This is a genomic window from Planctomycetota bacterium (genome assembly GCA_016872555.1).
Lineage (GTDB): Bacteria > Planctomycetota > Planctomycetia > Pirellulales > UBA1268 > F1-20-MAGs016.
Map to the genome: position 1 here is coordinate 20,954 of VGZO01000018.1, position 12,946 is coordinate 33,899.

Below are 12,946 nucleotides of genomic sequence, written 5' to 3' on the forward strand. Positions count from 1 at the left end.
GTGCTCGCCGCGGTCACCGGCTTGCGGTCGCCACGGCGGAGACGATAGCGTACCGGGATCGGGGAACTGGCAACGAGCGGCACCGCGACGCGCCCCGCTGGTGAGCTTCCTTCTCAGGACACCCTACCGATGGCTGCCTCCGCTCCCCGCACCTCCGGCCCGCCCGAACCGGTCACCGGCAGCCCGGGGGCGCGCTCCATCGGCCGTCGCGACCTGCTGCGGGCCGCGGCGCTGGCCGCGCCGACGATCGTCTCGGCGCGGGCGCTGGGCCTCGAGCCGGGAGTGGCGGCGGCGAGCGAACGGATCACGCTGGGGGTGATCGGAATCGGGCCGCGCTGCCGCTACGTTCTCGGCGCGATGCTGCCGCTGCCCGACGTGCAGTGCCTGGCGATCGCCGACGTGCAGCGCACGCGGCGCGACGCCGGGAAGAAACTCGTCGACGACCACTACGGCACCACCGATTGTCGGGTGTTTCGTGACTTCCGCGAGCTCCTCGATCGCCCCGGCATCGACGCCGTCCTCGTCGCCACCGGCGACCGCTGGCACGGTCCGGCCTCGATGCTCGCCGCCGCGGCGGGGAAGGACGTGTACAGCGAGAAGCCGTGCGGGATCTCGATCGGGGTCTGCCAGCGGCTCGCCGACACATTCCGTCGTACCGGGCGGATCTTCCAGGCCGGCACGCAGCGCCGCAGTGTTCCCAACTTCATCGCCGCAGTCGAGCTTGCCCGGTCGGGAAAGCTCGGGGCGCTGCGCACGCTCCACGCCTCGGCCTACAAGCCGGTGCTCGCCAACGACTGGCTCCCCGCCCAGCCCACCCCCGACCGCGACGAGTGCGACTGGAACCTGTGGCTCGGCCCGGCGCCGTGGCGCCCGTTCAACCAGCAGTACGTCGACGGCAAGTGGCGCGGGTATCACGATTTCGACTCAGGCGCCAAGCTGCTCGACTGGGGTGCCCACACCGTCGACCTCTGCCAGTGGGCCGGTGGCTACGACGGCACGACGCCGGTCGAGTTCGATCCGCAGCCGACCGCGCTCGAGTGCCGCTACGCCGACGGCGTCAGGCTCGTGATCGACTTCCTCCCCGACCCGTTCGGCGACCGGGGCCCCAACTGGAACACCAAGCTCGGCACCTGCCCCGTGAAGTTCGTCGGCGACGACGGCTGGGTGGAGACGGGCGACGCCGGGGGAACCGATCTTTCCGACGAGGCGCTACGCCCGGCGATCGGCGCCGCCGCCAAGAAGATCGCCGGCACCGATGCGGCGCTCCACGCGCGCAACTTCTTCGACTGCGTCAAGTCGCGCCAGCCGACGGTCTGCAACGCCGACGTGATGCGCACCAGCCACGTCGCCTGCCACGCCGCGGCGCTGGCGTGGATCCTCGGCCGCCCGCTGCGCTTCGACCCGGTGCAGGAGGCTTTCCTCACCGCCGACGGCCGGCCCGACCACGAGGCCGACGGCCTCCGCTCGCGCCCGGAGCGCGACCCGTTTGCCTGATTGGTCCCGCCGGGCCCGGTTCAGACCGTGCGGTCGGCGGCGAGCAGCGTCCGCGCGGCGGCGGTGATCGGCGCCACGTGCTCCGGCTCCACCGTGGTGAGGAGCGGCAGCAACGGACCGGTGGCGGCGATCCCGGCGCTGGCAACCGCCTGGTGGAGGACGCGGATCGGATTGATGGCGTTGCGCAGATCCTCGAGCGGCCGGAACAGGTCGCGGATCCGCTCCGCTTGGGCGAAATCGCCGCGGCGCACCGCCGCCAGCAGCGCCTGGGAGAGCCGCGGCGCCACACAGACGCAGCCGCTGGTGAACCCACCGAGCCCGAAGCCGCGGAGATGCTCGATCGCCGGCTGTTCGCCGATCCCGCTGATGATCTTCCGCGGATCGACCAGCGCCACCAGCCGCCGCAGGTAGGGATCGACGGCCGGATCGGTGCGGACCGTCGCGTACTTGATCGCCGAGATCAGCCCGTCGCGGTCGAGGTCGGCGACGTCCTCGGGCTCGATGAACCCGTCGTGCTTGACGTACACCAGCGCCGGAACCCCGGCCGCATCGACGAACCGGCGGATCCCGTCGGCGACGCCCCGGCTGGTCGTGATTCCGTGCTGGGGCAGGACCATCACCGTCGGAAAGGCATGGCGCCGCACGACACGGGCCTGTTCCAGCAGCAGCCCGTAGGTCGGCCCCGCCGACGGGACCACGAGCGTCCGGGGTCCGGCCAGGCGCGACAGCAGCGCGAGCAACCCGTCGTACTCCGACAGCGGCAGGTGATACAGGTTGGCGTTGCCGCCGTAGAGGAGCAGTTCCACGCCGCCGTTCTCCAGATGGCGGATGATCCGCTCGTTCTCGGGCTCGCTGATCGCGCCGTCGGTGGACCGCGCCAGCGGGGGCACCGCCATCACGGAGCGGGCGAGATGGTCGGGGGACAGCGGTGCGGTGAGCATGGCATCCTCGTGACCGGCGGGGAGTCGTGAGGGGGGCAGGCTACCCGCGGCCGCGCGCGTCGTCCATTCCCGCGGGCGGGGGTCGGTCGGCTTCGCGCGGCGGTCAGAAGATGTCGGGCTCCGGCGTGTCGGGGCCGGCCTCGAGGAACCGGAAATCGCAGCCCTCGGGCGCCTGCGTCACCTCGTCGAGATACAGCCGGCCGTACCCGCGCTCCGCGCGCCGCGGCGGCGGGCTCCACGCGGCGCGGCGCCGGGCCAGCTCTGCCACATCGACGAAGAGGTCGAGCCGCCGGGCCGGCACGTCGAGGGCCACGAGGTCGCCGTCGCGGACCAGCGCGAGCGGCCCACCGATCGCCGATTCCGGCGCGACGTGGAGCACACACGTGCCGTAACTCGTCCCCGACATCCGCGCGTCGGAGACCCGCACCATGTCGCGCACCCCCGCGGCGAGCAGCTTTCTGGGGATCGGCAGCATGCCCCATTCGGGCATCCCGGGGGCGCCCACCGGGCCGGCGGAACGGAGGACGAGCACGCTGTCGGGGGTGACGGGCAGATCCGGGGCGTCGATCCGCGCCTTGAGGTCGGCGTAATCGGCGAACACCAGCGCCGGCCCGGTATGGACCAGCAGCCGCGGATCGGCGGCGGTCGGCTTGATCACCGCGCCGTCCGGGGCGAGGGTGCCGCGGAGCACGCACGTTCCCCCGGCGGTATCGAGCGGCCGATCGAGCGGGCGGATGACGTCGTCGGCGAGAACCTCGGCGCCGGCGATGTTCTCGCCGAGCGTCCGACCGGTGACGGTCGGGCAGTCGAGGGCGAGGTGGCCGCGGAGACGCGAGAGCAGCGCCGGCACCCCTCCGGCGTCGTGGAAATCCTCCATCAGGTAGGCGCCGGCGGGGCGGAGGTTGGCGATCACCGGCACTTGCCGCGAGATCCGGTCGAAGTCGTCGAGCGACAGCGCGACGCCGGCGCGCCGCGCCAGCGCGATGAGGTGGACGATGGCGTTGGTCGAACCGCACAGCGCCATGTCGGCGACGACGGCGTTGGCGAACGCCGCCGCCGACAGGATCCGCGCCGGCGTCAGCCGCTCCCAGACCATGTCCACGATCCGCCGGCCGCAGGCCGTGGCGAGGCGAGCGTGTGCCGAGTGGACGGCGGGGATCGTCGCCGATCCGGGAAGGGCCATCCCGAGCGTCTCGACCAGCGCCGCCATCGTCGAGGCGGTGCCCATCGTCATGCAGGTGCCGGGCGACCGCGCGATCCCGTCCTCGATCTGCCGCCAGGCGCAGTCCGAGAGGCAGCCGGCCTGGCGCTCCGCCCAATACTTCCAGACGTCGGTGCCGCTGCCGAGGCGTTGGTCGCGGTAGCGTCCGGCGAGCATCGGCCCGGCGGGGAGGAACAGCGCCGGCAGGCCGGCGGAGATCGCCCCGAGGAGCAGCCCCGGCACGGTCTTGTCGCAGCCTCCCATCAGCACGCAGCCGTCGATCGGCTGGCTGCGGAGGACCTCCTCGACCTCGAGGGCCAGCAGGTTGCGGTGGTACATCGCCGTCGGCTTGACGAACATCTCCGACAGCGACAGCACCGGGATCTCGACCGGGAATCCCCCCGCCTGCCAGACACCGCGCTTCACGTCGGCAACGCGATCACGGAAGTGCGTGTGGCACTGTGCCAGATCGCTCCACGTGTTGAGGATCGCGATCACCGGCTTGCCTTCGGCATCGTCGGCGGTGAGCCCCATCTGCCGGAGTCGGCTGCGGTGCCCGAAGCTGCGCAGGTCGTCGGGGCCGAACCAGCGCCACGAACGGAGGGAGCGCGGATCGCGATCGGGCACGGACGGACTGTTCGGCATGCGGAGGCCCCGGGGCAGGAGAGAGGACCGGGAAGTCTAGCTGTCCGTGGACGAAGCCATCCCTGGCCTTCGTCCACCAGCCACCGCGTCAGGCGAGGATCTCGCCGATCACCCGGCCATGGTCGATCTCGAGCCGCTTCCGTCCCGGGATCTCGAGGCTGCGGTTATCGAGCCCGAGGAGGTGGAGCACGGTGGCGTGGAGGTCGGTGACGTAGTGGCCGTCGCCGAGGGCGTTGTAGCCGAGCTCGTCGGTCGCGCCGTGGACGAACCCCTGCCTGACGCCCGCCCCGGCGAGCCAGACGGTGAACCCGTTGGGATGGTGGTCGCGGCCGTCGACCCCGCCGCCGCGCTGCTCGAGCCCCGGCGTCCGGCCGAACTCGGTGCAGAACACGACGAGCGTCTCGTCGAGCAGGCCGCGTGCGGCGAGGTCGTGGATCAGGCCGGCGACCGGCAGATCGACCATCGCGCACTGGGTGGCATGGTTCTGCTTGAGCTTCTGGTGGCTGTCCCAGACGCCGTATGGCGAGGGGAAGACCTGCACGAAGCGGACCCCGCGCTCCACCAGCCGCCGGGCCGCGAGCAGGCGCCCGCCGGCGAGCTTCGTCGGCTCGGCGTCGAGGCCGAAAAGCAACCGCGTGGCCGCGGTCTCGCCGGAGAAATCGACCGCTTCGGGCACGGCCGATTGCATCCGGAACGCCAGCTCGTAGGCGTGGATCCGAGCCCGGAGCTCGGCGTCGGCGGGATACTCGACCGCCGCCAGGCCGTTCAAGCGCTCGAGCAGGGCGAACTCCCGCGCCTGATCCTCCGCGGCGTGGCCGGGGCGGCGCCTGGCGAAGGGGAGCGGATCGGCCGGATCGAGCGACAGCGTGACGCCGGCATGCTCCGGACCGAGGTAGCAGGAATCGATCGACTGCCGCGTGTCGGAGCGCGTCGGGCCGCCGAGGACGACGTAGCGCGGAAGATCCTCGGTGAGGCTCCCGAGGCCGTACGAGGCCCAGCTCCCGATCGACGGCTGCGGCTCGTCGAGGCGGTGGCGGCCGGTGTGGATCTGGTTCTCGGCGGCGTGGTCGTTGTCGGTCGTCCACATGTTCCGCACGAAACACAGCCGGTCGACGCAGCCGGCGAGGTGCGGCCACCAGTCGGAGATCTCGATGCCGCTGGCGCCGCGCGGGGCGAAGCCGACCTGGAGTGGATAGATGATCGGATAGACGTCGCGGACGTTGATCTCCTCGGCCGGCACGGAACGGAAGCGGCGCCGATGGGCCGGCGAGTTGACCGGATTGTCGAACGGCGTGTTGTCGTAGGTCAGCCCCGCGTACCGGTCGAGCGCCGGCTTGGGATCGAACGTCTCGAGATGGCTGTAGCCCCCCGAGAGGAAGATCCAGATCACGCTCTTCGCCCGCGGCGGCGGCCCCTTGCCGGCCACGGGCGCACGGCCGATGCCGTCGTCGGCGAGGAGACTTCCCAGCGACATCCCGGCGCACCCGAGGCCGACGTCGGCGAGAAACGTCCGGCGTGGCGGATGAAAGCACGGCGGCACGACGGCCTCCTCTCAGCGGATGGCGACGAAGTCGTTGTGATTGAACAGCACGCGCACCAGCGCCGCCCGCGCCGCCGCGGCATCGGTCGCCGGCCCGGCGAGGAAGCCGCTGCAGGCCGCCGCTTCATCGGGCCGCGGCGGTCGGCCGAGGACGTGGGTGAAGGCGGCCGCGGCGAACGCGCCATGGTCGTCGCGCCGCGGCTCGGGGAGCGCCGCGGCGAGCGCGGCGGCGAGGGCTCCGGCCATGTCGTGGACCAGTTCGCTGTTGGATAGCGCGAGCGCCTGCTGCGGCTGGATCGTCCGCGCCCGGCGGTAGCAATCGGCCGGATCGGGGCCGTCGAACGGCGTGGCGAACGTGCTGCGGCCGTCGCTCTCCGGCTGGCAGCAGTAGTAAAGGCCGCGCCGGAACGTCGAGAACACCTGCGTGTTTTCCAGTTCGGGGCCGCCGCGCGTCGGGTCGAGCCGTCCGGCGAGATGGAGCAGGCTGTCGCGGACCACCTCGGCCTCCATCCGACCGACGTTCATCCGCGACAGGAGGCGGTTGTCGGGATCGGCCGCCGCGGCGGCGGCGTCGGAGACGTGCGATGCCCGGCGGTAGGCGCGGCTGGTCACGACGAGCCGGTGGATCGGCTTGAGCCGCCAGCCCCCGTCCATGAACTCGACCGCCAGCCAATCGAGCAGCTCCGGATGGGTCGGCGGGCTCCCGGCCCGGCCGAAGTCGAACACCGTCGCCACCAAGGGCGCGTGGAAGTGCCGCATCCAGACATGATTCATCGCCACCCGCGCCGTAAGCGGATTGCCGCGTGCCGTGATCCACCCGGCCAGCGCGCGCCGCCGGCCCGTGCTCCGGGCCGGGTAGACGCTCCCCAGCGCGGGATAGTCTTCGCCGGCGGGCGCGGCGGCGGCAGCGCGGGCGTCGTCGAGGCGCTTCCGCGCCGCGGCCAACCGCTTGCCCACCGCGTCGATCTCGCCGGCGCGGGCGGAGTCGGAAGCGGGCCGCGCGTGCGCCGCCGCCACGCCGACCTCCTCGCCGGCCAGCGCCGCCACGGCCGCCGCCACGTCGGCGGCCCGGTGGAGCTCCTGCGCGCTCCGGGCCAGCGTCACGGCCTCCGTCATGCTGCCGCCGCCGTAGCGCGCGAGGTCGGCCGCCTCGCGGGCGTCGATCGCCGCCAGGCGGGCCAGACGCTCGTCGAGCGCCGCCCGGGCGGCATCGCGGCGGAGGAGCGTGTCGGGGGCCCCTTCCTCGTCGAGGACGTTCGCCAGCGCCTGCCGTGCGGCGACCACGGCGGCCGCCGCCTCGTCGCGCACCGCGCGCCGGAGCGCCGGGTCGATCCCGGGGTAGAACGCCGCCGGCGGCAGATCGACCGGCCCGATCGCCGGCCCGCCGGCGGGCGCGAGGAAGCGCGGCAGGCCCGGCGCGATCGCCCCGCGCGCCGTGTCGCGGTTGCGTTCGTCGCCGCCGGCGTAGAACCAGGTCGGCGCGTCGGGGGACTTGTCGAACACCTGCACCGTCCCGAGGCGCTGCACCTTGCGGAGCGTGCTGTAGGCGTATTCCTGGAACGGGCCGGGATCGGCCTCGCCGGGGAGCCGGTCCTGGCGCAGGCCGAGCGGCTCGAAGAACGCCCGGAAACGGAAGTAGTCGTCCTGCGCGATCGGGTCGTATTTGTGGTCGTGGCAGTGGGCGCAGTGGAACGTGAGCCCGAGAAACGCCTTGCCGACGTGCTCGACGTTGGCCCGCATCCAGTCGTTGGGGTTGAGCGCGTACCAGTTGCGGACCAGGTAGCCGGTGGCGACGGCCGCGGCGCGATCGCCGGGGCGCAGCTCGTCGGCGGCGAGCATCTCGGCCACCATCCGGTCGTAGCCGACGTCGGCGTCGAGCGATGCGATGATCCAGTCGCGCCACCGGAAGATCTGCGGGGCGCTGTTCCAGACGTCGGGCACGTGGCGGCGGCCGTGCCAGTCGGCGTAGCGCCACACGTCCATCCAGTGGCGCGCCTGCCGCTCGGCGTGCTGCGGCGACGCGAGCAACCGATCGACGACGCGCTCGTAGGCATCGGGGGACTCGTCGGCGAGGAACGCCTCGACCTCGGCCGCCGTCGGCGGAAGACCGACCAGGTCGAGCGCGACGCGGCGCAGCAGCGTCGCCTTGTCGGCCGGCGGGCCCGGCGTGATCCCGGCGGCGGCGAGCCGGGCCTCGACGAAGGCGTCGATCGGGTTGGCCGTCCCGTCGGCCACGGCCGGAAGCGCCATCTTCTGCGGCGGACGGAAGGCCCAGTGGTCGCGGGGGTCGCTCTCCGGGACCTCGCCCTCGATCCCCGGCGCGCCGGCCGCGATCCAGGCTGCGAGCGTCGCGATCCGCGCTGCGCTCAGCGGCGGCCCCTCGGGGGGCATTCGCTGCGCCGGATCGGTCGACGCGACCCGGTCGAGAAGCGGGCTGGCGGCCGCGTCGCCGGGCACCACCGCCGGCCCCCCCGCACCGCCGACGACGATGCCGGCACGGGTGTCGAGGCGGAGGTCGGAACGCTGCGCCAGCGCCCCGTGGCAGGCGGTGCAGCGCTGGCGGAGCAGGGGGCGGATGTCGCGCGCGTAGTCGGCGGCGGGGGGCTCCTCGGCGCCGGCGGCAGCCCCGACCACGAGCACGATGACGAGGGCGGCGAGCGTTTGCGGTGGGATCGGAAGACGGAGCATCGCGCCCAAGCCACGGGACTCTCAGGACGGTTCGCGCAGCAATCGGCCAACCGGCCGGCCGGCACCGAGCTTCATCGGCCGGCCAATCGGCGTCGTCACTTCCTCGGCCGAGTCGACGCCGACGGCCGCCAGCACGGTGGCGGCGAAATCGGCGACGTCGATCGGATCGGACGGGGTCCTCGATTCACCCCGCGGATCGGTCGCACCGACGAGCTGCCCGCGGGCGAAGCCGGCCCCGGCGAGCAGGCAGGAGAAGCCGTGCGGCCAGTGGTCACGGCCGTCGAGCGGGTTGATCGCCGGCGTCCGCCCGAACTCGCCGACGACGACGACCGCCGTCGAATCGAGGAGGTCGCGCCCCTCGAGATCGGTGACCAGCGCCGCCAGCGCCGGGTCGAGAACCCGGGCCCGAGCGTTCTGCCCGGAGAAATTGTCGGCGTGCGTGTCGAACCCGGCGAGCGTGACGTCGACGCTCCGCACGCCCGCCTCGACCAGCCGGCGGGCGACGAGGCACCCGCGGCCGAAGACCGAGTCGCCGTAGGCGGTCCGGACCGCCTCCGGCTCGTCGGCGACCGAGAACGCCGCCAGCTGCTCGGACTCCATCAGCGTCAGCGCCTCGCGGCGCGTGTGGTCGTCGAGCGTCCGCTCGACGGTCGCCTCGCGCCCCGCGGCGAACGACCGCGACAGGGCATCGAGTGCCCCGAGGCGCCGCGCCTGGCGGTCGGCAGCCACGTGGGGAACCATGTTCTCCCCCGCCCGCCCCGGCACCGTCACCCGGTAGGGGTCGAGCGTCGCGCCGAGATAGCCCCCGCGCGACGGGAAGGGATCGTTGCCGAGGGCGACGAACGCCGGCAGTTCGAGCCCCGGCGACGGGACGGCACGGGCGACGATCGCGCCGAGCGCCGGATGGACCAGGTTCGGATCGGGACGGTAGCCGGTGCGGACCGCATGGCTGCCACGCTCGTGATCCCCCTCGCGCGACACGAGCGACCGCACGACCGTGAACCGGTCGAGGACGTCGGCGACGCGCGGATAGTCGGCGGCCACCAGCGCGCCCGGCAGCCGCGTGGCGATCGCCGCCGTCGGCCCGCCGATCGGCGTGCCGGGGTGGGGGTCGAACGACTCCAGCTGGCTCGGGCCGCCGGCCAGCCAGATCGAGACCAGCGCCCGTGGGCGCTCGCCGCCGCGCCTGGCGGCGGCCCGGGCGGGCAGTGCCGGCACGGCGAACGACAGCCCCAGCGGTGCCACGTGGCACCAGCGGCGGCGTGGGAGGAACAGCGACTTTCGGTGCATCGGTGGTCGACCGCCGTGCGGCCGCGTGACGGGATCAGTGGTTCCAGCCGAACTCGACGGAGTTGGTCAGTGCCCAGAACAGGTCCTGCATCCCGCCGCCGCGGTCGGGGGCGGCGGTGATCAGCGAACGCGTCGCGGAGCGTTCCTCTGGAGAAGGATGGCGCGTGAGGACGGTGAGGAACGCGAGGTCGAGGCGCTGCTCGTCGTCGGCGGCGAGGCCGGCGATCCGGCCCGGCGCGGTGAACGGGTTGGCCTCGACCAGCTCGCGGGCCAGCCGGCCATTCATGCGGACGAGCGTCTGCGGAATCGTGGCCGGCTGCCGGTCCCCGTTGGCATCCTCGGTGGGGCCGTAATCGCGGAGAAAATCGACTTCGCGGAAGAACCGGATCGTCCGTGTCAGCAGATGGGAATCGCGGTCGATCGTCCGCAGGCTCGTCGCCTGGACGAGGGCGGCGATCATCACGTCGGGGCCCAACGGCGTGACCGGAAACGCGCCCCAGGCGGCGTCGAGGCGCGTCGCGCCGTCGGGCTCGGCGCGGAGCGGATGACGGCTGGAGAGGTGGAACGGCCGCGCCCGGGCGAGGATCGAGAGCAACCGCCGGAGGTCGCAGCCGTGCTCCCGGAAGTCCTCGGCGAGCAGGTCGAGGGGATCGCGCGGGTCGGGGTCGGCGGGCGGATCGGGGAGGTCGTCGAGCGGCTCGTGGAGCCCGCGGCCGTAGACGATCGCCCACGCGCGGTTGACCACCGCGCGGTGGAAGCGGCGATTACGCGGGTCGACGAGCCAGGCGGCGAGGTTCTCGCGGTGCGTCCTGCGCTCCGCCTGCCAGTCGTCGCCGTAGGGGACGCGCGGCGGCACTTTCCGGCTCTTCGGCGCCATCGCGGCCGCGCCGCCGTCGGCCGGCGCGGGCAGGTCGATCGACAGCACGCGGGCAGGATCGTCCTCGACACCCAGGCCGGTGACCCGGACCTGGCCGAAACAGGCGGCGAGCCCCTCGTATTGCCGCTGCGTGATCGGTGCGAAGGGATGGTCGTGGCACTGGGCGCAGTCGATCCGCTGGCCGAGGAGGACCCGCGCCACGCGCCCCGCCAGCACGTTGGCGTCGAGGGTGCCGTCGGCCATCGCCTGTGTGACGAAGTTGACCTCGGGGGCCTCGGTCCACAGGCCACCGTGGGCGACCATCGCGGTCACCGTCCGGTCGAACGGGTCGTTGGCCAGCAGCCGCGCGGCGAGCCAGTCGGTGAACCGATCGCGGCGGAAGACGATGACCTGGCCGGCGGCATCGCCGACCAGCGCGTGGGCCAGGCGCCGCGCGAGGTGGTCGGCACTCCGCCGGTCGGCGAGGACCAGCGCGATCCAGCGCCCGAGGCGGCCGGGATCGCCATCGGCCTCGAACCGGCGGATCTCCTCGACCGAGGGGATCGTGCCCGCCAACCCGAGCCAGGCGCGCCGGAGCACCTCGAGATCGTCGGCGCGCCCTGCCGGCTCGATCCCCGCGGCCCGCCACCGCTCGGCCAGCGCGGCGTCGAGCCGGCTCACCGTCGCCTCCGACCCGTCGGGCGCGACGGCGGGCGGGGGGGCGAGCGCCGACGCGGGAAGCGGGTCGCGGGCCCCGGAGGCGAGGACGACCGCGACGGTCGTCAGGGCGACGGCCGGTAGCAGGGCGCGGAGGATCTGCCGGTGGGACGGCATCGCGGTGGCTCCCGGGAACAGACGGTCCGGATTCTACCCCACGGGCCGTCCGGCAGCCTCCCCGACCCGGTGGCCGCCTCCACCCGCCATGGCCGCCCGCGGCGCCGACACGGCACGGGCACCGACACCGGAAGATCGTCATCGCGGCCGGTCGCGACCGCCGGGAAACGACGGCGGCGCGGCGCCGAACCTATCATCAACCCCATGGCCACCGCGCTCCCGTCCGCGCTCTCCGCTGCGACCGCTCCCCCCCGCGTCGCCGGCGCGCCGGCGCAGCCGTTCGGCGAGCTCGCTCCCTGCCCACACCCGCTGCGGCATCCGCTCCGCGCGCTGGGCTGGCTGATCGCCGTCGGCGCGGGGCTGGCGAGCCTCGTCTGGCTCCTCTCGCTGCTGGCGGCGATCCCGCTGGTGAGCTTCCTGGCGCTCGGTTACATGCTCGAGGGGGAGGGGCGCGTGGTCCGCAGCGGGCGGCTCCGCGACGGCGTGCCGCTGCTCGGCGGTCTGCCGCGGTTGGGGGCGGTGGTGGTCGGCACCTGGTTCTGGGTGCTCGTCGTGCGGTTCGTGACGTCGGTGGCCGCCGACGCCGCGCTCGTGGCGCCGGGGAGTCCTTCAGCCGCACGCTGGGCCGTGGCCCGCACGCTCGTCGCGCTGGTGGTCGGCCTCCACGTCGCGCTGGCGTGGCGGGCCGGCGGCAGTCTGGCGTCGTTTTTCCGTCCGCTCCGCAACGTCCGTGCGGCGCGCCGCCAGTGGCGCGCCGGCACGCTGTGGAGCGGTGCGGCCGACGGTCTCGCCGCCGTGATCGGCGCGATCCGCCCGCTCCATCTGCTCCGTCTCGGCGTCGGTGGCTTCGCCGGTGCGCTGGCGTGGCTGCTGCTCCCGACCCTGGCCTTTTCGGCGCTGCGCGACACCCAACACCCCGGAGCGGTGCTCGTGACCCTCGCCGGTGGGGTCGCCTTGGCGGTCGTCCTCGCCTGGGTCCCGTTGCTCCAGGCGACGTACGCGACCGAGGGGCGGCTGCGCGCGTTCACGGAGGTGGCTCGCGTCCGCGAGCTTCACCGCCGCGCGCCGGTGGTGCTGCTGGTCGCGCTGGCCGTCCTCTACGGCCTGTCGCTGCCGCTGTTCCTTCTCAAGGTGATCGCGGCGCCGCGCGACGCGGTGCTGCTGCTGACGCCGCTGTTCATCGTCACCATTTACCCCGCGCGGCTGCTCGTCGGCTGGGCGACGGCCTTCGCACGCCGCCGGCCGCAGCGGCGCTGGCTCGTGGTCCGGTTCGGTGCCGGGGCCGCGCTGGTGGCAGCGCTGGGCCTGTATCTGTTCCTGCTGTTCTTCACCCCGGCGATCGGCGCCCTCGGCCGCCGGGTCCTCCTCGACCACCACGCGCTGCTCCTCCCGACGCCGTTCTGATCACGGCCGACGCCGGGGCGCGGAGAGGGAGGGTACGACGACCGGCCAGCGGG

General features: G+C 73.7%; 8 protein-coding genes. 2 read left to right on the plus strand and 6 right to left on the minus strand.

Annotated features, from left to right (window positions below):
* Positions 1–129: 129 nt before the first annotated feature.
* Positions 130–1,494: a Gfo/Idh/MocA family oxidoreductase gene (locus tag FJ309_08060; protein MBM3954553.1), complete on the plus strand. Its 1,365-nt coding sequence runs from the start codon at positions 130–132 to the stop codon at positions 1,492–1,494.
* 20 nt (positions 1,495–1,514) lie between these two features.
* Here FJ309_08060 and FJ309_08065 read toward each other — a convergent pair whose 3' ends face one another.
* The 6 genes from FJ309_08065 to FJ309_08090 all read right to left on the minus strand — a co-directional run bounded on the left by FJ309_08065 (position 1,515) and on the right by FJ309_08090 (position 11,489).
* Entirely contained in the window at positions 1,515–2,435 is a 921-nt protein-coding gene (locus FJ309_08065) for a dihydrodipicolinate synthase family protein (protein ID MBM3954554.1), read from the minus strand.
* 103 nt (positions 2,436–2,538) lie between these two features.
* Positions 2,539–4,281 (minus strand): dihydroxy-acid dehydratase, encoded by a 1,743-nt coding sequence (locus tag FJ309_08070; protein ID MBM3954555.1) that lies wholly within the window; start codon positions 4,279–4,281, stop codon positions 2,539–2,541.
* Positions 4,282–4,369: 88 nt separating this feature from the next.
* Positions 4,370–5,755: a DUF1501 domain-containing protein gene (locus tag FJ309_08075; protein MBM3954556.1), complete on the minus strand. Its 1,386-nt coding sequence runs from the start codon at positions 5,753–5,755 to the stop codon at positions 4,370–4,372.
* Between the two features lie 78 nt (positions 5,756–5,833).
* Entirely contained in the window at positions 5,834–8,509 is a 2,676-nt protein-coding gene (locus FJ309_08080) for a DUF1549 domain-containing protein (protein MBM3954557.1), read from the minus strand.
* 21 nt (positions 8,510–8,530) lie between these two features.
* On the minus strand, positions 8,531–9,799 hold the full coding sequence (locus FJ309_08085; GenBank protein MBM3954558.1) for a DUF1501 domain-containing protein: 1,269 nt from the start codon (positions 9,797–9,799) through the stop codon (positions 8,531–8,533).
* 34 nt (positions 9,800–9,833) lie between these two features.
* Positions 9,834–11,489 carry a DUF1549 domain-containing protein gene (locus FJ309_08090; protein ID MBM3954559.1) on the minus strand — a complete coding sequence of 552 codons (1,656 nt, stop codon included), beginning with the start codon at positions 11,487–11,489 and terminating at the stop codon, positions 9,834–9,836.
* A gap of 204 nt (positions 11,490–11,693) precedes the next feature.
* Between FJ309_08090 and FJ309_08095 the strand changes: the two genes are divergently transcribed.
* A complete protein-coding gene (locus FJ309_08095; GenBank protein MBM3954560.1) occupies positions 11,694–12,893 on the plus strand; it encodes a hypothetical protein in 1,200 nt (399 codons plus the stop codon).
* Positions 12,894–12,946: the final 53 nt, after the last annotated feature.